The organism is Sporosarcina pasadenensis (assembly GCF_047228845.1).
Classification (GTDB): Bacteria; Bacillota; Bacilli; order Bacillales_A; family Planococcaceae; genus Sporosarcina.
Window position 1 is genome coordinate 247,774 of record NZ_JBFEGM010000001.1, and the last position, 23,827, is coordinate 271,600.

A 23,827-nucleotide genomic window follows, 5' to 3' on the forward strand; every position below is an offset into this window, starting at 1 on the left:
TGCATTATTTACCTACTGTTTCAACATCCACTGTCATCCGCCATCCAAACGGGTCTTCCGCTCTTCCAGTCTGGATGCCTGTCATCGTATCATAGATCCTTTGTGACAGTTCTCCAATCTCCCCATTATTAATGGTGATTTTCTTTTCATTCCAATAAAGTTCCCCAATTGGAGAGATGACCGCTGCAGTACCCGTGCCGAACGCTTCCTCCAATATTCCGGACTGGTAAGCCTCGTAAAGCTCCTCCATGGAAATCTTTCGTTCTGTAATAGGAATGTCCCAGTGCTGCAGCAATTCAATGACGGATTTCCGTGTGATTCCCTCTAAAATGCTTCCATTAAGCTCGGGTGTGACAACTTCCCCGTTCAATTTGAAGAAGACGTTCATCGCACCGACTTCCTCGATGTATCGGTGTTCCTTCCCATCGAGCCACAGTACTTGTGAATAGCCTTTCGCTTCCGCCACTTCCTGCGCTTTCATTGCACCTGCGTAGTTGCCTGCCGTTTTCGCACTGCCTGTCCCACCTGTTACGGCACGGACGAATTCGGATTCGACCGCTATCTTGACGGGGTTGATGCCTTCCTTGTAGTAGGCGCCGACTGGCGAAAGAATGATCATGAAACGATATGTTTTTGAAGGAGCGACCCCTAAATACGGCTGCGTCGCAAAAATGAAAGGCCGGATGTAAAGGGATGTCCCTTCAATATTCGGAATCCAACTCTTATCGACTTGGATGAGCTTCCGAAGGCCGGAAAGAGCGAGTTCCTCATCGAACGCCGGGATGCAGAGCCTTTCATTTGAACGATTCAATCTTTTCATATTCTCCTCAGGTCTGAAAAGAAGCACTTCCTCATCTTCCGTCACATACGCCTTCAACCCTTCGAACACTGTTTGACCGTAGTGGAATACCATTGCCGCAGGATCGAGCATGATCGGCTCATACGGAACAATCTTCGGATCATGCCAGCCTTGCTCCTCTGAATAATCCATTGTAAACATATGGTCAGTAAAAATAGTGCCGAACGAAAGTTGATCAAATGCCGGCTTCGTTTTCGGGTTTAAGGTCTTTTCAACATGGACTGCTAAATTCGTCATCGTAAATCCCCCTTTTACTATGTATTTTTTCATTATACACGAAACAGTGGAAACAGATATGGTAAAATGGATGAAATGGAGGGATGACTTTTGACTGGAACTGAGAAGATGCCCGGGGAAGAACGCCGGCAGTTGATACTCGAAACATTGCAGAAAGCCGACAACCCGATGACAGGCAAAGAGCTTGGAGAACTGACGAATGTCAGCCGCCAAGTCATCGTCGGAGATATCACTTTATTGAAAGCGAAGAATGAACCTATACTTGCGACAAGTCAAGGGTACATATATATGCACGCGTCGGCAGGTCCTGAGAGAATTGAAAAAGTGCTCGTCTGCCACCATACACCCGAGCAAACGGAGGAAGAGTTGAATATCCTCGTCGATCATGGGTTGACTGTGAAAGATGTAAAAATAGAGCACCCTGTCTACGGTGACTTAAGCGCCTCCATCATGGTGGCAAACCGTCTGGAAGTGAAGGAATTCATGAGGCGGGTCAATGAAGCCAATGCAGCGTACCTGTCCAATCTAGCTGAAGGAGGCATCCATCTCCACACAGTCATCGCTGATGAACAACATCAAATCGACAATGCCGAAATCGCATTGAAGAAAGCGGGCATCCTCGTCGACTGACGGATAGTAATCGAAAGAAAATTTCATAACAAGTTTTATCGTACCTACATCATCTTTCAGCAGATGATGTTTTTTTGTTGTTAATGAAATTCGATTGTTCTCTAACCTATCCTCAACTTATCTCGCTGGGAATTTGGTGCTAATGGAACAAAACTAATCATATTCTTAACATAGAAAACAATAAAAAAGGAGTGTAAAGGTTGTTGAGAAAAGTCAAGGTTGGCTTACGGCCCATCGTAAACAACATAAATTTACCTACCGTTATGAAAACAGCAGTGCTTCCGGGTGACTCTATTGAAAGATTATTTATTGCAACCCAGATAGGAGAAATCTTTTACATAGGAAACGGAGAGGTAAGAACTTTTTTAGATATTCGCCCGCGAATCTTAAAACTTGGTGTTTCTGGTGGTGGATATGATGAACGGGGATTATTAGGTCTAGCGTTTCATCCCGGTTTTTATTATAACGGTCTTTTTTATCTTCATTATTCAGTAGCCGGATCACAAGGTCCAGGCGCTCTTCCTCAAACAGAAGCTGAAAGACCGGCTCAAGGTGGTCTTCCCGAATTTTTTAAGCCTAACCCGTGTGACCCCAGCACTTTAAACTTAAAGTGGCTAAATAGGGAAACGCAATATGATCATATTGATACAGTTGAAGAATGGACTTTACAATTGAATGGTCAACCTCAAAAACGACGGACATTGCTCAATTTAAGAAGACCATTTTTTAATCATGACGGTGTTAATAGCTTAAATTTTTCACCTGAAACAGGAAGACTTGTTTTAACAACCGGAGATGGCGGATCAGGTTATGATCCATTTAATCTAAGTCAGAACAATATGGAAATAGCTGGTAAAATAATTGAAATTGATGTAGATAGGAATACATTTATTCAAAATCCACCGGTAGTTACACGTTTTACTGAACTTCCCGCAACTATTCAGGAAACACTTACGGTCATTGCCAAAGGGGTTCGAAATATACCAGGCATTTCATTTCAACGGTTTTATAATCAATATATTAAATATGTAGGAATTGTCGGGCAGGATTTAGTAGAGTCGATTTTTTCATTCGTTCAATATAAACCAATACCGGTTACACAGCTTATTCAAGCTTCTTTAATGAAATCTCAGCCTGACCAAGAAGGATTTATTAACTTTGGCTGGCGTGGGTGGGAAGGAGCTTTTCCTACTTCGATCATAAGGAGCTGCTCTGCAAATCCGACTCTTGATGAGAAAACAATGGCCTATTTCAATGATGCAGTAAAAACTTCATCAAGACGTCTTCAACCGTTAACAAGTTATTTTCATCAAGATCCCCGACCAGACAAGTTTGGAGGAACTGCACTTACGGGAGTGCAAGCCTATATGGGGAATGGAATCACTGATTTAACGGGAAGCGTACTGTTTACCGATATTGCCCGAGATGAGGGAACTCTTCCTGGTAGAGGGGTTTTAGCTTATACGAGGGTAAGAGCAGATGGTAAACAAAATGATTTTAGTGTTATTCAGACTGATTATAATTTTGGGTCTCAATCGGCTTATTATGTTAGTTTAGGAGCGAATATAGATCAAACAAGACTATATTTAGGGGTTTATGGCTCAATGAATGTGACTGATTTTAACAAAGGTACTGTTTTTGAAATTGTCCAGTGATTAATGGAATCGAATAAAACAAAAAAGAGAGCAATCGGGCTCCCTTTTTTGTTTGTTTTTTCGGTTATTTAAAAGCTGAACACCTTGATTTTATGAATTAATAAACGAAACGGGACTGAAAGTCTGTCCAAATGACATCTAAATGAAATTAGATCCCTATATACCACTTTATCGACATAAGCTCCAACTCCCATACATATAGTATTGAAAAAGCAAAAAGGAGTTAAATTTTTGGAAATACCGGTTTCCGGATTCATGTATCATTCAGATGATTCTAATCCTACGCATTCCCATCAGCTTTTTATTACTCGATGGGATGGAAGACCCGTTCCTGCTCATGTCCACGAATTTAAGGGTGTCACTTCTTTTGAAGAAGGACATACGCACAGATATGCCGGACTTACTGAACCAGCCCCAAGTGGTGTACCCCACACTCATAGATACTTTACATTTACATCTATCGATGATAGACATCAACACGAGATTCATGGAGTTACAAGTCCGGCTATTAACCTTCCTAATGGTGGCCATTATCATGAATTTAGTGGTTTTACTACTGTAAGTGAGAGTGTTACTACTAATCCCCATAGACACAGTTATAGCGGACGAACAAGTTTAACATAGCGTTTTCTGACTCAAACCCTTTGGACCTCCAAGGGGTTTTACTCTTTACTATCAGCTTATTTTCCTTTTCCATCAAACCCGGTTTCGGTCTTGAATTGTTCCAAGAAAGCAAGCATGAAGGCATGACGCTCCTCTGCAAGACGCTTTCCTTCCTCGGTCACCATCAAATCCTTCAATAAAAGCAACTTCTCATGAAAATGCGTGACGGTAGACGTGTTTTTGGATCGGTATTCATCCTCGGACATGTTAGTTCTCGTGATTTCGTCCGTATCATAGAGTTTTCTTCCTCTCGCCCCTCCAAAAGCGAAAGCGCGGGCGATGCCGATAGCGCCAATAGCATCGAGGCGATCCGCATCCCTGACAATTGCACCTTCAATGGAGACGATTTCTTCTTCGTTTCCGCCATTAAATGATACGCTCTTAATTGTTTCCGAAACGTTCATCTCCATTTCATCGTCTGCACCTGCGGAACGCAGCACTTCCATAGCGGACACGTTGCCACCCTCTTTATACTTTGGATCGTCGATATCATGCAGCAGGACGGCAAGCTTAATGATCACCATATCTGCGTTAGGCATTGTCCGTGCAATCTCCTCTGCATTTTTCATCACCCGTAAAATATGGTCATAATCATGGCTGGCGTCGAACTTCCTATAAATATTGACCACCTGGTCCGTTACGTTTTGCACTATCGTTTCCATAGCATCCACCTTTTTCTTATAATCATATTAAAAATCAATTCGACAGAAAATTTAGGCATGACATTGACGTATATTGTCGATTCATGTATAGTTAATGCATCCATGTTAATAATGGGAAAGACATTGAAATGCCGAGGGAGGAATAAACATGTACCAAGGTAAAGTAAAATGGTTCAGCAATGAAAAAGGATATGGTTTCATTGAAACGGATAACGGTGAAGATGTGTTTGTCCACTATACTGGCATTATGTCAGAAGGATTCAAGACGTTGGATGAAGGCCAATCCGTATCCTTTGAAATCGTAGAAGGTAACCGCGGACCCCAAGCGGCAAATGTCTTGACTATAACATGAATGATGAATGACAAACATGCAATATCCCGCCGAGGAAATCCTGGCGGGATATTATTTTGTCAATTTATTCATTTCATTTCCTAAAAATTGAAGCTGTTCCCCAATCGTGCACGTTCGGATGCAAAACTGATGCGCCCCTGTTTTTCCGATATCCTTCACTTGTTGCCTTTTCACAAAACATCCTTCACAATACGTATCAAGCACTTCATTGATTTCATTCATGACTGTCAATTTATCCATAGCAACCTCCAAGTCAGGTCATTCATTCATTTTAATATGGTTTTCTGCGGGTTGCAACAAACAGAAGGAGAGATGGAATATGATCGAATTATACGTAGATGGCGCAAGTGCCGGTAACCCAGGCAAAAGCGGCATCGGAATATACATCAAAGGGGAAGGCAAAATCGTCAAATTATCCGAACCGATCGAGCCGACAAACAATCATACAGCCGAATTTCTAGCCCTTCTTCGCGGAGTGGAAGAAGCCGCAAAACTGACGACCGGAATCGTTTCAGCCCGTTCGGATTCAAAAGCTGTCGTCTCGGCTGTAGAAAATGAATTTGTGAAAAACGAAGTACATAAGGAATATTTGAATAAAATCTTATCCATTGCTGAAACGTTCGATTTCTTTTTCATTAAATGGATACCGGACACCGAAAATCGAGCTGCTGATGCACTCGCCCGGGAAGCAATCCATAAACAGGTGGATAAGGATCATGGCGGGAAATAATGAGAAGCATTCGCTCCACCCCTTACTTCGCTTTCATGAATGTTACAGTGTTCTCCATGTTGTCATAATGCACCCATTCCTTGTCGGAAACGACAGCCCCGACATTGACAAGAGTCTGGCCGCCTCTCACATCATAAGGATGATCGAAAAGGACGGCCTCCTCTTCCCTGCCGTTGCGCAATAAGCCAGAACGATGGCTATGGCCGTAAAACGTCAGGCCATTAGACACATCTGCCTCCAGTAACGACCAAGGTTCGCCGCCCCACTTCCACTGATGGCCATGAATCACTTCAGCCACACCCAATTCAATTTTCTCCGGCATCACCGAAAGCATTTTGAGCAATGGATCATCTGTTTCCGTAATGAGCAATATCCGCTCTTCCTGGTTCCCTTTCACCGACGGGAAATTGAGCAGCTCATCAAAACCCTCTGGTAAAATCATCACTTCTTCAAGTGTGCTATATGTTCGCTCATTCACATATCGCTTGCTAATCGTGCATTCGAACAAATCCCCTGTCCCGATCAAAACGGCCTCTGGTGCTCGTTCTTTAATATGGGACAGGACATCCTCCAAATCCCCTTTGGAGGAATGTATATCCCCTATAATTGCAAATTGCATTTCCAAAGCACCTCCGCCTTCGTTTTAGCCTTTTTCTACTTCAATGACTTCCCTTGAAATCCAGTCACTGTAACTTCCTACATATAGTTTGACGTTGTTATAGCCATTCTGCTTTAGCATCGCAAATAACGGGGCGGCCGTAACACCACTGCCACAATACACAACGACTTCATCATCATGCTGCACTACTTGTGAAAGTTGCTGACCTACGTCAGCGTCCAAGTTGAAAGAGCCATCCTTCTTCAACCGTTCCCAGTCGAAATTCAATGCGCCCGGAATATGACCGGCAATCGGATCGATCGGTTCGACTTCACCGCGATACCGTTCAGCTGAACGCGCATCGAGCAACACATTGCCGGTTTTCCCTTCAACCGTCTGTTCGATGAATTCACGAGGAGCAAAAATCGTTTCATCCCAGACAGGATCGACCGAGGATCGGTTAGGAACTTCCGCTTTTCCGGAGATAGGGACACCCATTTCTGTCAACGCCCTAAAACCTTCCGATATAATGAATGAATTTTTAAATCCGCCATATTGAAGGATCCACCAGGCTCTTGCAGCAAAAGGGCTGCCGCCGTCGTCATAGATAAGGATCCGGTCATCGAGTTCAAGACCGCTTTTTCGGAATAGCTCCGTCAACGTCTGCTTATCGGGCAGTGGATGCCTTCCCGTATTTTTAGTCATGTCGGAAAGATCATCCTCAAGATCCCAGTACAATGCCCCTTTAATATGCCCCTCTTCGAAATTTTTTCTCCCCGCATCGCTCTCTTGCAATGAAAGACGGGCATCAATCCATTTTACATCGTGGATCTCCACATCTTTAATCGACTTGAACACTTCACTCATTTCAACCCATCCCCTTCAGTTGGATTTTCTTATGAATCGCGCGCCATTCATCCAATTGCTCCGTATCTTTCAAGATGGATCGTTCCGATTCAATCTGCTTAAGGCTTTGATTCAGTAAATGGAGACATAGCCCTTCCGCTTCCGCCTCAATCCACTGCTCCGCCCAAAACTCGATACGTTCCTTCTCCTTGCCCAAATAGATCGAAGCATCTTCTTTCAACCGTTCTTCTAACCGGTTTTTCAATACGAGACGCTCGCCTTTTTCAAAAAACGACTTCTGGTTTTTGAATGAACGGTTGACATCTTTATAGACTGCGGGATTTTCAAAAGGCGCGGCGAACGACAGCATTTCTGCATCTTCCGCTTCGTACGGGGAAGGTGAAATGGAACTGTCCTTTTCGGAAAGGAACCGCATCTCTGACCTCTCCCGCTCTTTCATTAATTTAATCATGAAGTTCAGCATACGTAAATTGGTCACTTTCAATTCTTGTGTCAAGTCAAATCCTACCATCTGCACCGTTTCAGTGAGCGCCATAGTTAACGCTCTTTCAGCGGGGTGATTGGCAAACGTCGACGGACTGTAGCCTTCCTTGAAGAAGTCCCCAAAACGAAGGAAAACACGCTGTAAAATGTAATAGACCAATTCATTCAATTCATTGCTGGAGGCCTTCCGGATCACTTCTCCAAAACCATTTGCATAACGTGCGCGAACTTCTTGCTCAAATCGGTCGAGCTCCACCATACGTTCCGCCTTGCGAGACCTGTTCACTTCCGCACGCTCAATCAATATCGCAAGCCGATTGACAGCTTTAACCGCCTCTTCTTCCAAAGCTTGGACGGCAAGACCTTTCAAATCGTCCTTCAAGAAATGACCAAAATGCTGCTCAAAAGCTTCCATCGCGGCATCCTGACAATCATCCAGCTTCGCTTCCAATGCTTGCAAGCTTGAAATTCCGTGTACACGAGGATGACGGATTCCGAAAGCTGCCAGTTCCTGTTCAACGAAAGAAAGAACTGTTTCCGCTTCATCTGCATTATTTGCCAAATCGATCGCATTCACGATAAAGAACATCTTATCCAATTCAAATGCATCTTTCACACGACCGAGTTGAATGAGGAATTCGCGATCGGCTCGCGCGAATGCGTGATTATAATATGTGATGAAGAGGATTGCATCCGCATTCCTAATATAATCGAAAGCGACATCGGTATGCCTTGCATTGATGGAGTCTGCCCCTGGCGTATCGACGAGTGTTATCCCTTGCCTCGTCAACGGACAGTCGATATACAAATCGATGGAATCGACGAAGCAGCTTCGCTCCTCCTCCGCCACGAACCGAGTAAATTCAGTTTGATCGACATTTATGACAGAACCTAATTTATCTCTATAAACCGGGTAGCCCGTCTCAAATGCGCGGATGAATGTTTTATGGATATGCAAGCTTTCATCTTCAAGCTCTTTTCCTAAGACTGCTTCGGCTTTATCGAACGCTTCTTCCAATGTTAAGATCGGCAACCCGAGCGCTTCGAATGAAAATGCAACATCTTCAGTCATCTGATTGATTGTTTTTAAATGAACATCCGCTGTCCTGTCCTCTTTGCCAGAAACAAGTGGCCTGATCCGATTAATGGCGGCTGTCGTCGGATTCGGTGAAACCGGCAACACGCGGTCACCGATCAAAGCATTGGAGAAGGACGATTTCCCAGCACTGAACGCCCCGAATAAGGCGACGGTGAATTCCTGATGGGAAAGACGGTCAGCCTTGTTCCGCAAATAATCGGCCGTCTCCGAAAAACCCGGGATATCCATCACCGACTGCGCAATATGAAGCGCCTTGTCAATAACACTCCCCTCATCTGGTACGTCGGAAGTCATTTCTACTGTATTTGCCAGTTCCTGCTGGACGACTTTGTGCACCGTTTCGTTTTCCGCAGTCTCCAACTTATCAAGTTCTACCGTTTCTATTTCCGCTTTCTTCTCCCATTGCTGGAGCAACAATTCGCTGGAAGTTTTTAAACTTGCAGTTGGAGCAACAAGACTATTGGTGAAGTCGGCTCGTTTTTGATCTATTTCATTCACTTGTGCAATGGCTGCCAACTTTTGTTCAAGCGATTGTATCGCTTGAAGCAGCGGCTCTGATTGTTCATTGCCCGCAGATGTTGCGATTGCCGACATTTCTTGTTTCCAATCGTCCGTCAATCTCCGGAAAACTTGCTGGATTGCAGTCTTCATCTGCTCCGTCATATTCAATACAGTTTCACCCGTAACGACATCCGAAACATTCAACTGCTTGTCGATTTCCTCAAACGGAACGGACATATCCATTTCGTCAATCGTAATCGACCGTTCATCAGTCATCAAACCTGCTTCTGTAAGCGTCTTTTTCATAAGAGCTTTTAAATGCACTTCAATCTGTGTATGTATTAGTTTCGATAAGTTTTTAGCTAAGGAATTCTTTCGCTTCGCTTTTTCCTCTGCAGTCTTCTTTGCACCGAATAATAACCCGACTTTGAATCGCGGGGATTTCGACTCCAAATAGTCCTTCAATAGCTCACGCGTTTCAAAAGGGCTGATCGATGCATTGCGCAGCAAATCATTCCGCTCCCTTTCAAAAGTCGCGTAAAACTCATCCCCTGACAAAAGAGAGGCCCGCTTCTTCAGCTCATCTAATTCCAAAGAAAGTTCTTCGAATGCATTCCACTCATCTTCTGAGACAATCTCGGAATATGCCGATTTACAGTCAGCCCGCTCACTTTCTAGAAATTCCATATGCTCTTCCTTCAATTTCAAAAGGGATTGCTCGGCGTTATCCAAGAAATGATCCTTCCAATTCACAATTGAACCTTCGACGATACTTTTCACCTTTTCAAAATCATTGAATGGAAGGTCATCAGATTTTAAAGATGTGTAGAAGATCCCTTTCGGTTCAACACCCCAAAGTTTGAAAGAATCTTCAACCGATTTTTTGAATTGCTCAAAAGACAATTCACTTTCCCGGTGCTTGTCAATTTGGTTAATAATCAAATAAACATTGGAGTTATAACGCAAAAGTTCTTTCGTGAACTTAAAATTCAATTCCGATTGGACGTGGTTGTAGTCCATCGTGTAAAAAACGAAATCGGCTAAATGAAGTGCCGATTCTGTCGATAAGCGATGAGCATCATCCGTCGAATCGACCCCTGGTGTATCCATGACTGTTATCGCTTCTGGCAAGTTGGACGCGGGATGACCAATTTCAATTAGGGAAATTTCTGCGCCATCCTTACTGAAGGACTTGATCGCATCAAAGAAACGATGGCCCTTGTATTTGACGAGTGAGCCGTCCGTCCGATGGATGATCGCAAATTCCTCAGCCGTCTTCTTTACTTTGACAATATTGGCGCTCGTCGGAATTGGACTGGAAGGCAAAAGGTCCTCCCCTGTCAACGCATTGATCATCGAGGATTTGCCAGCCGAGAAATGACCTGCGAATCCGATCACAAACTCTTCATCCATTAATTTTCGTGCTAATGAAGCTGCTTTCTTAACACGTTCCTCATCGTGATTCTTGTTAAATAAATGACCGTAAATAGCTGTTCGTTCTAAAATATCATTAGTAAACATAATATTCGATCCTTCCTAACATTCTCTATCTACTATACCATTTTTCGTAACTGATGGACCTTGATTGAAAATTCGGAGTTTATATATGCAAAAAGCTGTCTTTAATCAAGTTTCCTCGATAAGAAAGACAGCTTTTATTACTTATTTCTTGACGAATGTCTGTAGATCCACCGGGAATATCCCAGCAATGACATCTTTCATTTTTTGTTCTTCACCTTCTAAAAGAATATGCACGGTCCCGGAATCTTCCGACGTCCGAATGAGGCGTCCAGCGCCTTGCCTTAGACGTAACAACATGAATGGTAAATCCACTTCCTCGAACGGTTTTTCCGCGTGCTTCCTCCGCGCATCGAATAAAGGATCTTTCGGTGGAAACGGCAAATCATAAATGATGACCCGGGTCAGTGCGTCTTGCGGAATATCGAGTCCTTCCCATAGATGATAGGAGCACAAGACGGAAATTTCCTTCTGCTGGAACTCGCGGACAATCGAAGATAATTCCCGTTCCCCTTCAAACGCAATTCCCTTTCTTTGCTCTTCATTCAACGCTGATTGGAACCGTTTCATCGACTGTTCAGATTTGAATAGCAACAATGTTTGTTGCCCATCCTTCAGCAAGTCGAGCACATATTTAGGCTTCTCCCCTTCATCCATATCAGCTGCAATAACTTCCATCTTTTCCTCATAATCGAAAGGTGATTCAACTGAAAATGAGAGGAAATCATCGATGCCGAGACTATCCAAAATATATGAAAAATCCTGTCCGACCGAAAGTGTAGCCGATGAAAAAACAATCGGTATATTGGATGAAAACAGCTTTTCTTGTAATATATCCGTGACGAGACGCGGCATGATGATGAGCGTCATCCCATCTTTATTAACTTCCAGCCAGTCGACCGCATCATTTTCGGACACGAATAATTCCATAGAATAAATATATTGCTCCAAGTATTCTTCGACCATTTTCAAGTCATATTCCGGAATGATATATAATTCACCTTCAAACACGAACTCTTCCAGCAAAGCGGTTGAAATCGAGATCGCTTCCCTTCCGACTGAAAGGATTTCCCCGTTTTTCCGAATTGCTTTCCGTTCATCTCCGCTTTCCTTTGTTGCCGACTGTAGAAGACGGAAGAAATGTTCATGGATGTCAATTAAGCGTTCCATCAATTGCAGGGTCTCTTCCCTGACACCGTCAACCATGACCCGTTCCAGCAGATTAAGCAACGTATTATCTTGAACTTCATACGTAAGTGCGCGTTGGGCGGAATACTCCAGCAGATGCCCTTCATCGAAAACGATCATAGACACATCAGGAAGAAGTGGCAACTGACCTTGACGCTTCCTCGATTCCTTCGTCCAAATATGTTCCATATAAAAATCATGTGAGCAAATGATCAGATCCGCTGCTTCGCGATAATGATTCCGATGGATTGTCTGTCCGCATCTATTTCGAATATCGCACGCCGCGCATTGTTGAACAGGATGGAAATTCATTGTTTTCCATTGCTCGTCGTTCAAGTGAGGATAGTCCGAACGTTCCCCATACGGGAAGATCGATTGCAACGACACATTTCCACGGACAAAATCAGGCAAACCGGTTTGCACATTCTCCGCAAAGTCTTCTATCGATGCATCTACCGCTTCATCTAATCTCTTCAAACATAAGTATTGATCCCTCGCTTTGGCGAGACGGACGTCAATATCGATTTGCAATGCATCACTGATTTTGCGAATATCGCCTTCTTCTTTCACAAGCTGATCAATTAACGTTTCATCTGCACAGGAAATAAGGGCAGGTTTTCCCGTATACCTCGCATAAGCTATGGCCGGCAATAAATAGGCGATCGTCTTCCCGGTTCCGACTCCTGCTTCTGCCAAGAGAACTTTCTTCTCTTTTAGCGCTTGTTCAATTTGAAATGCCATATAGATTTGTTCGTCTCTGCATTCGAATCCCTTTTCAGTCAAATCGTCATATAATGTATCGCCAATCCAATCATTCAACGATTCATAGAATGATTTTTCCTTTGTTAATGAAAATGGCATTTTCCTTTTCATTTGCGCTCCCCTTTCCTTTTCGCACATGGAAACGGAAGAGGCAGGACCTCTTCCGTTTCATCTGACCGCTTATTTTCGTTGACCCCAATATTGATAAAAGTCTGTTCGAATAAATCCGTTGAACAGCTTGCGCTTCTTCGTAGCTTTCTTGCCGTACATTGTTTCGAAGTTTTCCAATGAAGAGAGCATGTATACGGACCATGATGGATACCTATCCATTATATGACCGATCACACCGGCAAGTTCCTCAGCTTCCTCAATTTCACCTAATCGTTCCCCATAAGGAGGATTGCCGACTAATACACCATTCAAACCTTCGACAGCTAAATCCTTGACGTCACGCTGCTCAAAGCGGATTAAATCCATGAAGCCGGCTTCGACTGCGTTTTGTTGGGCAATTTTGATCATACGAGGATCCACATCGAATCCTGTAATATCAAGCGGTTGATCATATTTCGCAATGTCTTCAGCTTCTTCCCTCACGCGGTCCCAAATCGCCTGATCGATCCAAGGCCATTGCTCACTGCTGAAATCACGGTTATACCCCGGCGCGATTTGCTGCCCGATCATAGCTGCTTCGATCGCAATTGTTCCCGATCCACAAAACGGATCGACGAACGGTCTATCGGGATTCCAGCGTGTCAATTTGACGAGAGCCGCCGCCATAGTCTCTTTAAGCGGAGCATCCCCTTGTCCGACACGATAGCCTCGCTTGTGCAAACCAGCGCCGCTCGAATCGATTGTCAATGTGACTTTATCTTTCAATATGGATACTTCGAGCTTGAATAAAGGACCCGTTTCATCTAAAAAGCCGATCCGGTTATATGCAGATTTCATACGTTCCACGATTGCTTTCTTGACGATTGCCTGGCAATCGGGTGTGCTGTACAACGTTGATTTTACCGATTTTCCTGCGACAGGGAATTTCGCATCTACAGGCAAATATTGCTCCCACGGAAGGGATTTTGTCTGTTCAAATAGCTCATCGAATGTTGTTGCTGTGAATTCACCGACGATGATGCGGACACGATCTGCGACACGAAGCCACATGTTTGTTTTGGCAATTGCTGTTTCATCGCCTTCAAAGTAGATCTTTCCGTTCTCTGTTTTCGTCTGGAAGCCGAGTTCTTTCACTTCATCCGCAACGATCGATTCAAGCCCCATGGCAGATGTGGCGACCAATTTATAGTTTGTCATGCATTTCCAACTCCAATTCTGAGTTCAATACCATTGCTGTGGTGAACAAAAATGTAACAGGATTTCCGCTACAGACGGACGCTTTCCGCGGGCGGTCCGTGAGCCAATCGAACAGCGAAGGGTTCGATTTGCCGTATTTCTGCGTATTTTGCAGAAATTAAGGCATCCTGCTCCCAACGCTTTGCTTTTGCTCGCAAAAGCCGTTCTTCGTTACGGCTTTCGCAGGAGTCGCCGTCTTCCGCTCCAATCCAAATCAACAAATTGCCACCCAGCAAAGTATAGAATTTACCTTAATCAATCCGTTTATGTAGTCTTTCTGATTATAATACAATTTATATCCTCAATAACGAAGAAATAACGAAGAAATGCTCTCCAAACGAGAAGGAGAGCACTGATTGTTATGTAGAACCATCGTAAATTCGATAAGCCATGTTTTGTTCCCGTGTACTCAAACGGCTTGCGCCTCGTACTTAGGGTGGTAATCATCTATCTACAGACTCATCTCAAGAAGTCGTCTGTCCCTTCATCGGTTCAATTCCTTCAGAAGAGTGCCCCTACCATAATTTGGGTTTCTCGCTCGTGGGGTTTACCGCGTTCCATCTGAGCCGTTTCCGGATCAGCTACGTCACTGTGGCACTTTTCAGGGGACCTCATCCATATGTGCAAGCACACTTAGGATTTATCCCCGCCGTCAATGCGCATTGCGCAAAGCCCCGGCTTATTTTTTCGCCGAGCACGAACACTACGGTCATCTCAGAACCGTGCGAGCATGGACTTTCCTCTACAACTGATGTTGCAGCGATTACCTGAATTCACGCTATGGTTACAATAGTATACTGCAATTTTCGACAAAAATCAACGTTTTTCTCTGTGAAGCCAAAGAATCTGCTTATTTATTCGTGATCGTACAATTTGCTTCCGAATACGTGCTTCTCCAAATTCGAAATCCTTTTTAATAGATCAAAGTTCGTCGTATTGGCGTTAGTAGCCATTGGACGTTTAGCTGTTGATGCAAGTTCATCCTTCAGCTTTTCATTTTCCATACGTAATTCAGAAATTGTTTTTTTGAAAGCTTCATAATCCTGAATGACTTGATCCAGGAAAAGATCCACATCTTCTTGATTATATCCTCGTAAACCAGTTTTGAACTCTTTTTCAAGAATTGTTTTAGAATCAAGTTTTATTTCCATGAAATGACGCCCTTCCATCAATGTTTACATGTCGCAAGTATAGCATATTTTGTACAACCTTGTCTTTCTATTTCCGCTAATAAGGAGGATTTTGTCGGTTAGTGCGCTTCCCCGGGAAATAGCTTTTTCGTTAATCTTATTTCCCTATGAGTAAATTCATTTCCCATCCGGATTTTAAATCGGTTCGTCATATCCGGATCATGTCGCAAGTGACAGATCGCTGCCTTTGTGTAATGAAGTGCTTTTGCCGGATCTTTCATTTTATGCTCGAACAGCTTCGCCAATTCTTCGTAGGCGATGACTCTTTCCCTTCCCGTCAAACTATGTGCGGCAATTTCAAATGATTCGATGGCTTCGATTTGACGCCCTTCCTTTTTCAGGAGAAATCCGATGTGAAAATGTGCCTTCGGTTCTTCTGTTCCGTATTCCGCTATGACATCCATAAGAACATCTTTGCTTCGGCTAAACGATTTCAGATCCGTATACCATTTTCCGATATTCGTTTTCGCATTCGCGGAAGAAAGTGAGTCATCTCGCAACAGAAGGTCTGTTGAACGAATATATAAGGTGACGAGGGAAAGGATATCCCATTCATTATGAAGAAGGACTTTCATCAATAATTCGGCGCGGCCATTTTTCACCGCATCTTGATAGATGATCGGCGCCATATGGCCGGGAATATCGCCTTCACGGAAGAACCCTAGCTGTTCTTCTTCGACTGCCGTCAATTTGAATGTGTCCATTTCATTTTTCCAAATCCTTTTCGAGCCATGCAGCAAGTCGATTTCAGTATGCTTCAGCAACTGGGGAAGTACATTTCTATTCATCGTCCATCTCGTCTGCACTTGTGGCATATCGAAGCTTTTACCGTTGTACATGACAATCGACATCGGTGTTTTCCATAGATCTGTAGCATAAAGGAATGCGGCTTCATGATCCGGACCCGGCAACACATATTGTGTCAATGTGAATGTTTCTTCCGTATATTCAATGAAGCCCATAAGGAAGATGAGTGTGCCTGCGCCTTTCAAGCCAGTCGTCTCCGTATCGAAAAAGACGAGCGGTCGTGAAAAGTCGGGCGCGAGAGGATGTGGTTCCTGGGATTCACGCCATCTTTCCACTGTGCCCAACAATCCGGAAAGCGCAAACTTCCCATGTTGGTGTTGTGGTTCATAGACGACAGTCCGTTTATAGACGACTCCGTATTCGTTTTCCTCTTTTGTCAACCCCGCCGCTAACCATCTCTTCTCATAAGGAGGAGGTGGAGGCGTTTGGCGTTTCGGTGCATCGGCTTTCACTTCGGCTATAGGGGCTTTCTTTTTCAGCAGTTTCTTCATTGCCATCATTTTAGCTTCATACGACATCGGTCTTCCCCCTAGTGAGAGCATGTAGAAGGGAAATGACATCCCGTTTCATTCGAATCCCTTCTTCCTGCGCGCCTATACAGACCGGACATCCGTTTTCACAATGGCATCCCCGGACGTGCTCTGCCGCCTTTTTCAGCAGTTCATCCCAACGGCCAAAGATCTTTTCACTTAAGCCGATGCCTCCGGGATAACTATCGTAAATGAAAATTGTCGGTTTACCCGTATGGATTGCCTTCACTTGAGGGACGACATGGATATCCGACCGATCACAACGTACAAATAAGGGGATGAACGATTGGATTGCGTAGGCAGCGCCTGTCAACGCATCCGTTAAATCGGACTCCTTCCATCCGTCCGGTGCATCGAATGAATACCAAGTGGATGATGTATGGAGTTCCTCAGCAGGCAGCGAAATTGGACCGGATCCGATGTTGTCATGCGTATCAAAACGGATTTTCTTGAAAATAGTAGGAATGGCCAATACAGCAATATCTCCGTACGCTGCGGCCGCTTCACCCAACTGTCTGTTTTCGTCTTCGCTGATCACTTTCAATTCAACGGCCAAGTTGGCATCCGTATAATAATCGACATCAACTTCGGTCACATATGCCTTTTTCTCTTCCCAATCTAGCATCTCGACTTGATATTGCTTTCCTTGATGGATATAAATCGCCTCTTCGTGCAGCAAAGTCATTGCACTATAGCGGTCCATTTCCCCGATTACGACGGTCCCTTTAGGAATCGTCTTATCGATAATCACGACATTTTCCTGCGAAGCTGAGCGTAGACTGATTTCGCTAGCTGGGAATCGGTCCGTCATCCAATGCCATTTATCCGATGTCTTCACGAGCACCCCTTCGGCTTCCAAAAAGGCGAGCAGCTCCTGGACTTCGAATTCCCCGTATGTTTCTGTCATCGTGAACGGCAATTCAAATGATGCGCATTTCAGATGATCCATAAGGATGAGCATGTTGTCAGGATGGATTCTCGCTTCTTCAGGAGTTTGACCAAGTAAGTATTCAGGATGCTGGATAATGTATTGGTCAAGTGCCATTGATTGAGCGACGTAGATGATCAAAGCGTCATCCTGCCTTCTTCCCGCTCTTCCTGCCTGTTGGTAGGCGCTCGCGATGTTTCCCGGGTAGCCTGTCATGATGCAAGCTTGCAACTGCCCGATATCGATGCCGAGCTCTAGCGCATTTGTGCTCACTACAGTCTTTATTTCCCCGTCGCGCAGCCTTTTTTCGATTTTTCTCCGTTCGGAAGGCAAGTAGCCGCCCCTGTAACCCATAATCGTCTGATCGAACAGTTTTTTCTTCGTCAATTCCTTCATATAAGTGACAAGCATTTCAACGCGCACCCTGCTCTTTGCGAAAATAATCGTTTGAATTCCTTCTCTGTACAAAAACGATGCAATATCCCTTACTTCGAGAATGGCACTGCGGCGGATGCCGAACGTTTTATGGACGACCGGCGGATTGTAGAAAATGAAATGCTTGACTCCCGAAGGAGCTCCATTTTTGGATATGAGGCGCATCGGTGTGTTTGTCAACGCCTCGGCAAGCTCTTTCGGGTTGGCGATTGTTGCCGATGTGCAAATGAAAGTCGGATTGCATCCATAATAATTGCAAATGCGCTTTAACCTTCTTAATACATGTGCAACATGGCTTCCGAACACCCCTTTATACGTATGCAACTCGTCTATGATGATATACTTCAAATTTTCGAATAGAGAAACCCATTTTGTATGGTGTGGCAAAATGCCGGAATGCAACATATCGGGGTTCGTCAAAACGATATGGCCTGATTTCCGCACTTTCGTACGCAGTCCGGGCGCTGTATCTCCGTCATATGTGTAACTGAGAATCGTCTCCCCGCTCGCCTCGATTAGTTCATGCAAGTCTGCCAGTTGGTCTTGAGCAAGAGCTTTTGTCGGAAACAGATAAAGCGCGCGTGAAGCGTCATCCTCCAAAATGCTTTGCAAGACAGGCAAGTGATAGCATAATGATTTACCTGAAGCGGTAGGCGTCACCGCCGTAATCGAATTGCCGGAAGATGCCAGATCGAATGCTTCGCGCTGATGACTGTATAAGCGTTCAATTCCTTTTTCCGAGAGCGCCTTTACGATGGATGGATGAAGCTGTTCCGGAAACATTGCGTATTCAGCCGATTTCCCCTCCATCTTTTCATAGTGACGAATATTAGTAGATAGCTCAGGATCTGCTAAAAAACGATCCACTGTTTCCCGGACGCTTGTCTTCTTCATCCTTCCTCCCCTCCCTTACGCTGCAATTCGTCTAGAACCGTTCGTAATGTGTACGTCGCGGAATTGATGGAAAGGACAAATCGTTTCTTTCCTGTCTTCGGGTAAAAAGATTGGACAATAAATTGTTTCATCGATTCGTTCAATGATTCAATTTGATGTAAATGAACATATTTCGGTCTTTCTTCTCGAATCAACGTTCGGATCTCCTCTGTCCATTCATCCAGTAATTTATGATTTGTATCTGCATAAGGTTTCACTTCTGTAAAAAAATCGGGCTCCCTATCTAATTCACGCATTGCTGGGAGTCTTTCCAAGCACTCTTCACAAACAGATAGGAGCCGTTCTGTTTTTTCTATTAAGCTTAACAAGTGATCTCTTCCTTTCCGAAGTCTCTCCTATAGTTTATCAAAAACTGCAGGTGGACACCAATCCCTAACGAACGTGCATTCTTCAAAACTATTTGGACAATATTTCCGCGGAACTTTTAGAGTCATAATGCGTCTACTCATTATGGTATGATAGGAAATGCGAGGTGGTAGGAATGACAATCCGATATCCAAACGGAAAAAAGTATGTTCCGGTACAACGCTCTGCCAGAGTGGATAATAAAAATCTTTCGTTCAGCAACCGGGGAAAAACATTAGAGGACGAATTGAACGAAACGAATGAATATTATTTGTCCCACAATAAAGCCGTCATCCATAAGAAGCCGGTCCCTATCCAAATCGTACACGTGAAATATCCAGCCAGAAGCGCAGCCGTCATAACCGAAGCATATTTCCAATCTCCTTCTACAACTGACTATAATGGAGTTTGGAAAGGGAAATATATTGATTTTGAAGCAAAGGAGACGAAGAATACGACTTCCTTTCCGTTGCAAAATATTCATGAGCATCAGGTCGATCATATGAAAAAAGTAACCGAGCAGGCAGGCATCGCTTTTCTGTTGGTGAAATTCACCGTTCTCGACCGATATTTCATCGTTCCCTACGAGTACTTTGAAAAAAAGTGGGAAAGAATGATAGCAGGAGGAAGGAAATCTATTACACTCTCCGAAATGGAAGAGATATCCATAGAGATAAACGCAGGTTACCATCCTAGGCTCGACTATTTATCGGCTTTGGACATTCTGTTGAATAAACCTGAATTAGATACGATTGAAAGGCAGGAAAACGTATGAGTGATCAAACAAAATCCCGAGCAGCCCGACGCCAGCAGTTGGAGGCGGAACGGAAGCACCGGAAGAATAAAAATAAGAAGAATGGCAGCAATATTTTCAAGAAAATAATTCTTAGTGTAGTTGCCCTAGGCTTTGCGATATTAGTCGGCGGAGCAGGATTATTCGCTTACTATGCGAGCAGTGCTCCAGCACTTGATGAAAGTTTATTGAAGGATCCGCTTACGTCCGATATTGTCGACCGCGACGGAAATGTGTTCATGAAATTCGGTGCCGAAAAACGGGAGTTCGTCCCTTTCGAAGATATACCGAAAGAGATGGAAGCTGCCGTCCTTGCGACAGAGGACGTCCGATTCTACAAACACCATGGAATGGACTTTTGGAGACTTGGCGGTGCTGTTTTAGCTAACTTCCAAAGCGGCTTCGGTTCACAGGGTGCTTCCACTCTTACACAGCAAGTCATTAAGAACTCTTTCCTATCACATGAAAAGACATTGAAGCGGAAAGCGCAAGAAGCATGGCTCGCCTTTAAACTTGAGAGAGAGTATTCAAAGGAACAGATTTTCGAAATGTATTTCAATAAAATCCTTATGTCCGGCAACATATACGGAATCGGAACAGCTGCAAGAGAATTCTATGGCAAGGATTTGGATGAGCTTGAGTTACATGAAATGGCGTTGTTGGCTGGAATGCCTCAATCCCCTAACGGATATAATCCTTTCAAGAATCCAGAGCGGGCCGAAAAACGTCGGAATACCGTACTGACTCTAATGTACAAACATAAAAAAATAACGAAGGAACAGATGGAAGAGGCAAAAGCCATCCCGGTAACGGAAACACTCCTTCCCGAAAATCAACGCGAACAAAATAAGGATTCAAAATATCTAGCTTATGTTGACATTGTATTGGATGAATTGGAAGCGGCTGGAATGATGGACGTCCTATCAGAAGGTGTGACCATTCAGACAGCTCTAGACCCGGCAGCACAGCAATCCGTCGAAAAGGCGATTAACTCGCCGATCTATGAGTCTGATGAAATGCAGGCAGGGATGACTGTTCTGAATACGAAAACTGGGGAAATCGTCGCAATCGGCGGAGGACGAAACTTTACCGGTCGGAATCTAAACTTCGCTTCAGGTGACAACCGTAGACAGCCTGGTTCGGTCATTAAACCGATCTTGTCTTATGGTCCTATTATCGAACATGAGAGCTGGTCAACCGCACATATCGTAAAAGACGAACCATACAAATACAAAGGAACAGATCTATCAATCCGAAACGTTGACGGTAAATACCAGGGCCCGATTTCAATAAGGGAAGCATTATACCGGTCTAGGAATATTCCAGCAGTCAAAGTTTTTGAAGAAGTCGGAACGAAAAAGGCGAGTGATTTCGCAGGCAAACTTGGTCTTAAGTATAAAGAATTATATTCCTCGGATGCACTCGGAGGAGGAAAAAATGAGTTTTCGACAATTGAAATGGCAGGCGCCTATGCTCCTTTCGGCAACGGAGGTATTTATACAAAGCCGCATGCTGTTAAGAAAATCATTTTCCGTGATGGGAAAACCGAGCGCAACTTGGCACCAGACCCTGTCACGGTCATGAAAGATTCGACTGCTTATATGGTGACTGATATTTTACGAGACGTCACCACATTAGGGACAGGAAAGAATGCGCACGTATCCGGATTGGATATGGCCGGAAAGACAGGTACGACAAACTATTCGTCAGATACAAAAAACAAACACGGCATGAAGAATACAGATGTGCCGGATAGTTGGTTCACCGGTTATACGACGGAATATACAATTTCCGCATGGGGCGGCTACAAAAACTATACGACACCGATTACAACATATGACCGCGGTCGCTATGTGCCGCAAATCCTTTTCAGAACAGTCATGACTGATCTCGTGGCCGGAAAAAATACGCCGCGGTTCAAAAAGCCAAGTTCTGTTGAAGAGGCGGTCATCGTCAAGGGTTCCAATCCAGCAATTCTGGCAAGCAATTCAACGCCTGATGCGCTTAAGAGCACTGAACTGTTCGTAAGAGGAACGGTTCCGACAGAAATGGATGAAGAGGTAATTACTGAACTGCAAGCGCCAGGCGGCTTGTCTGCACAATATAATCCAGAGACGAACTCGGTCTCATTGAATTGGTCATACGACAATCCAGATGAATTTAATCTTCCGGAACCTGTGCAATTCGATGTATCCGTGGCAGTGGATGGCAGCGAACCACAAAGTATGACAAAGACTTCCGAGCATGCCGTGACGTTCTCTGGAGTTGAATTGGGTCGTACGTACGTCTTCTATGTGACAGCCGTTTCCGGGGAAATCAAAAGTAGTCCAGCTTCCACTTCCCTGCTGATTGAAGGGCAGACTGAAGATGACCCTGGCATGCAAGACGATAGTGAAAATGAAAATAATAACGGAAATAATGACGGCAACAATGGAAATAACAATGGAAACTGGAACAATGGCAACAATGGAAATAACGGTAACAACGGAAATAACAATAACGGCAATAATAATGGCAACTCCGGAGACTCCGATAATACTGGAGACGGTTCCGGCACTCCGGGTGATGAAACGAGCGACCCTGGAACTGGCGGAGATGAAGGTTCCGATGACGGAACTGACGACGGCAGGAACAGATGATCACATAATATAAAATAGCCGGAAGGGATTTAACCAATCCCTTCCGGCTGTTTTATTTTACTTTTATTTTTTCATTGCCAATCGGCTTACCGCTTTTTTCATCGCCTCTGTATACAGTGCATCCAACTGAACGTATGCAAAATGCCCAGTTATCTTACTTCGGATGAATTGTAGCCGCTCTTTCCCATTCAATGGTTCAATTAATGATGTTTTATCTCTATGCACAGAAGAAGCTGCAGGCAAAAATGCACTTAGCATTGCAGAATAATTATCAATGGCCTTTTCCATCATTTTGATTGCCCGAGGATCCTTTTGCTCATAGGCCTCCTCAATTCTTTCTCTCATGGCTAACCAATTGTTCCAGAAAAAATAAAGCGTTTCCTTCTCGTCCGAATTATGCAATGCCTTTCATCCGTTTCTTCCCTTCCCTGCACAGCGGGAGGAGCGGACATTCACCGCATGCTGGATTTTGGGCTTTGCAATGATACCTTCCAAAGAAAATGATTTGATGGTGCGTATCCGTCCATTTTTCCCTAGGCGTCCATCGCATGATTTTCTCTTCCACCATGAGAGGAGAATCTTTCCAACGATTCATGCCTAGTCGTTTGGCAACACGCTCAACGTGTGTATCGACAGCCAATGCCGGGATGCCGAACGCATTGGAAACGACGACATTTGCAGTTTTCCTTCCAACACCGGGAAGTGTCGTGAGCAAATCCCGATCAGCCGGCACTTCTCCATCAAAATTCTCAATGAGGAGGGCACATAACGCTTGAATGTTTTTCGCCTTATTCCGATACAAACCGATTGAACGGATATCATTTTGCAGTTCCTCAATATCGACTTCCAAATAGTCTTCGGGTGTTTTATATTTCTGGAACAAATTCGCGGTTACACGGTTCACAAGCACATCCGTACATTGAGCGGAGAGCAATGTGGCGACGAGCAGCTCAAAAGCGTTTTCGTGCACCAGCTCACAATGAGCATCCGGAAACATCTCCCCGAATTGTTCGAGACAATATTCCCATTGTTTCTTCGTCAACATATGCAATCAC

The 23,827-nt window shown here is 44.2% G+C and carries 21 protein-coding genes and 1 other RNA gene; 7 read left to right on the plus strand and 15 right to left on the minus strand.

The window, feature by feature from the left end:
• Window positions 1-4: 4 nt before the first annotated feature.
• A complete protein-coding gene (locus AB1K89_RS01250; RefSeq protein ID WP_413053009.1) occupies window positions 5-1,096 on the minus strand; it encodes a branched-chain amino acid aminotransferase in 1,092 nt (363 codons plus the stop codon).
• A gap of 90 nt (window positions 1,097-1,186) precedes the next feature.
• On the opposite strand from AB1K89_RS01250, the gene AB1K89_RS01255 reads away from it, so the two are divergent.
• The 3 genes from AB1K89_RS01255 (at window position 1,187) to AB1K89_RS01265 (ending at window position 4,005) form a co-directional block, all read left to right on the plus strand.
• Window positions 1,187-1,726, plus strand: coding sequence for a transcription repressor NadR (locus AB1K89_RS01255; protein ID WP_413053010.1), 540 nt, complete (start codon window positions 1,187-1,189; stop codon window positions 1,724-1,726).
• Window positions 1,727-1,929: 203 nt separating this feature from the next.
• Window positions 1,930-3,381, plus strand: coding sequence for a PQQ-dependent sugar dehydrogenase (locus AB1K89_RS01260; protein WP_413053011.1), 1,452 nt, complete (start codon window positions 1,930-1,932; stop codon window positions 3,379-3,381).
• Window positions 3,382-3,612: 231 nt separating this feature from the next.
• Window positions 3,613-4,005 carry a YmaF family protein gene (locus AB1K89_RS01265; protein WP_413053012.1) on the plus strand — a complete coding sequence of 131 codons (393 nt, stop codon included), beginning with the start codon at window positions 3,613-3,615 and terminating at the stop codon, window positions 4,003-4,005.
• A 56-nt stretch (window positions 4,006-4,061) separates the two neighbouring features.
• Here AB1K89_RS01265 and AB1K89_RS01270 read toward each other — a convergent pair whose 3' ends face one another.
• Window positions 4,062-4,706, minus strand: coding sequence for an HD domain-containing protein (locus AB1K89_RS01270; protein WP_413053013.1), 645 nt, complete (start codon window positions 4,704-4,706; stop codon window positions 4,062-4,064).
• A gap of 148 nt (window positions 4,707-4,854) precedes the next feature.
• On the opposite strand from AB1K89_RS01270, the gene AB1K89_RS01275 reads away from it, so the two are divergent.
• Window positions 4,855-5,058 carry a cold-shock protein gene (locus tag AB1K89_RS01275; protein WP_252503398.1) on the plus strand — a complete coding sequence of 68 codons (204 nt, stop codon included), beginning with the start codon at window positions 4,855-4,857 and terminating at the stop codon, window positions 5,056-5,058.
• A gap of 51 nt (window positions 5,059-5,109) precedes the next feature.
• On the opposite strand, the gene AB1K89_RS01280 is transcribed toward AB1K89_RS01275, so the two are convergent.
• Window positions 5,110-5,298, minus strand: a complete 189-nt coding sequence (locus tag AB1K89_RS01280; protein WP_413053014.1) for a zinc-finger domain-containing protein — start codon at window positions 5,296-5,298, stop codon at window positions 5,110-5,112.
• Window positions 5,299-5,377: 79 nt separating this feature from the next.
• Here AB1K89_RS01280 and AB1K89_RS01285 point away from each other — a divergent pair, with 79 nt between their 5' ends.
• On the plus strand, window positions 5,378-5,788 hold the full coding sequence (locus tag AB1K89_RS01285) for a ribonuclease HI family protein (RefSeq protein WP_413053015.1): 411 nt from the start codon (window positions 5,378-5,380) through the stop codon (window positions 5,786-5,788).
• A gap of 22 nt (window positions 5,789-5,810) precedes the next feature.
• On the opposite strand, the gene AB1K89_RS01290 is transcribed toward AB1K89_RS01285, so the two are convergent.
• From AB1K89_RS01290 to AB1K89_RS01335, 10 genes are all read right to left on the minus strand, one after another.
• On the minus strand, window positions 5,811-6,407 hold the full coding sequence (locus AB1K89_RS01290; RefSeq protein ID WP_413053427.1) for a metallophosphoesterase family protein: 597 nt from the start codon (window positions 6,405-6,407) through the stop codon (window positions 5,811-5,813).
• Window positions 6,408-6,431: 24 nt separating this feature from the next.
• Window positions 6,432-7,253: a sulfurtransferase gene (locus tag AB1K89_RS01295; RefSeq protein ID WP_413053016.1), complete on the minus strand. Its 822-nt coding sequence runs from the start codon at window positions 7,251-7,253 to the stop codon at window positions 6,432-6,434.
• A 1-nt stretch (window position 7,254) separates the two neighbouring features.
• Window positions 7,255-10,857: a dynamin family protein gene (locus tag AB1K89_RS01300; RefSeq protein ID WP_413053017.1), complete on the minus strand. Its 3,603-nt coding sequence runs from the start codon at window positions 10,855-10,857 to the stop codon at window positions 7,255-7,257.
• A 141-nt stretch (window positions 10,858-10,998) separates the two neighbouring features.
• Window positions 10,999-12,915, minus strand: a complete 1,917-nt coding sequence (locus tag AB1K89_RS01305) for an ATP-dependent DNA helicase (RefSeq protein ID WP_413053018.1) — start codon at window positions 12,913-12,915, stop codon at window positions 10,999-11,001.
• A gap of 69 nt (window positions 12,916-12,984) precedes the next feature.
• Window positions 12,985-14,112: a THUMP domain-containing class I SAM-dependent RNA methyltransferase gene (locus tag AB1K89_RS01310; RefSeq protein ID WP_413053019.1), complete on the minus strand. Its 1,128-nt coding sequence runs from the start codon at window positions 14,110-14,112 to the stop codon at window positions 12,985-12,987.
• Between the two features lie 418 nt (window positions 14,113-14,530).
• An RNA gene (gene rnpB / locus AB1K89_RS01315) (RNase P RNA component class B) lies at window positions 14,531-14,926 on the minus strand.
• 79 nt (window positions 14,927-15,005) lie between these two features.
• Window positions 15,006-15,302, minus strand: a complete 297-nt coding sequence (gene gpsB, locus AB1K89_RS01320) for a cell division regulator GpsB (protein WP_252503406.1) — start codon at window positions 15,300-15,302, stop codon at window positions 15,006-15,008.
• A 98-nt stretch (window positions 15,303-15,400) separates the two neighbouring features.
• Window positions 15,401-16,666 (minus strand): ribonuclease H-like domain-containing protein, encoded by a 1,266-nt coding sequence (locus tag AB1K89_RS01325; RefSeq protein WP_413053020.1) that lies wholly within the window; start codon window positions 16,664-16,666, stop codon window positions 15,401-15,403.
• On the minus strand, window positions 16,656-18,935 hold the full coding sequence (locus AB1K89_RS01330; RefSeq protein ID WP_413053021.1) for a DEAD/DEAH box helicase: 2,280 nt from the start codon (window positions 18,933-18,935) through the stop codon (window positions 16,656-16,658). Before AB1K89_RS01330 ends, AB1K89_RS01325 begins: the two co-directional genes overlap by 11 nt.
• On the minus strand, window positions 18,932-19,303 hold the full coding sequence (locus AB1K89_RS01335; protein ID WP_413053022.1) for a YppE family protein: 372 nt from the start codon (window positions 19,301-19,303) through the stop codon (window positions 18,932-18,934). Before AB1K89_RS01335 ends, AB1K89_RS01330 begins: the two co-directional genes overlap by 4 nt.
• A 173-nt stretch (window positions 19,304-19,476) precedes the next feature.
• Between AB1K89_RS01335 and recU the strand changes: the two genes are divergently transcribed.
• Window positions 19,477-20,115, plus strand: coding sequence for a Holliday junction resolvase RecU (gene recU, locus AB1K89_RS01340; RefSeq protein ID WP_413053023.1), 639 nt, complete (start codon window positions 19,477-19,479; stop codon window positions 20,113-20,115).
• Window positions 20,112-22,772, plus strand: coding sequence for a PBP1A family penicillin-binding protein (locus AB1K89_RS01345; RefSeq protein ID WP_413053024.1), 2,661 nt, complete (start codon window positions 20,112-20,114; stop codon window positions 22,770-22,772). The genes recU and AB1K89_RS01345 overlap by 4 nt, the downstream gene beginning before the upstream one ends.
• Before the next feature lie 63 nt (window positions 22,773-22,835).
• Here the strand turns inward: AB1K89_RS01345 and AB1K89_RS01350 are convergent, their stop codons facing one another.
• Both AB1K89_RS01350 and nth read right to left on the minus strand, forming a co-directional pair.
• The gene (locus AB1K89_RS01350) at window positions 22,836-23,174 is read right to left on the minus strand and encodes a YpoC family protein (protein ID WP_413053025.1); all 339 of its coding nucleotides are present in this window, start codon (window positions 23,172-23,174) and stop codon (window positions 22,836-22,838) included.
• A complete protein-coding gene (gene nth, locus AB1K89_RS01355; RefSeq protein ID WP_413053026.1) occupies window positions 23,167-23,817 on the minus strand; it encodes an endonuclease III in 651 nt (216 codons plus the stop codon). The genes AB1K89_RS01350 and nth overlap by 8 nt, the downstream gene beginning before the upstream one ends.
• Between the last annotated feature and the right edge of the window lie 10 nt (window positions 23,818-23,827).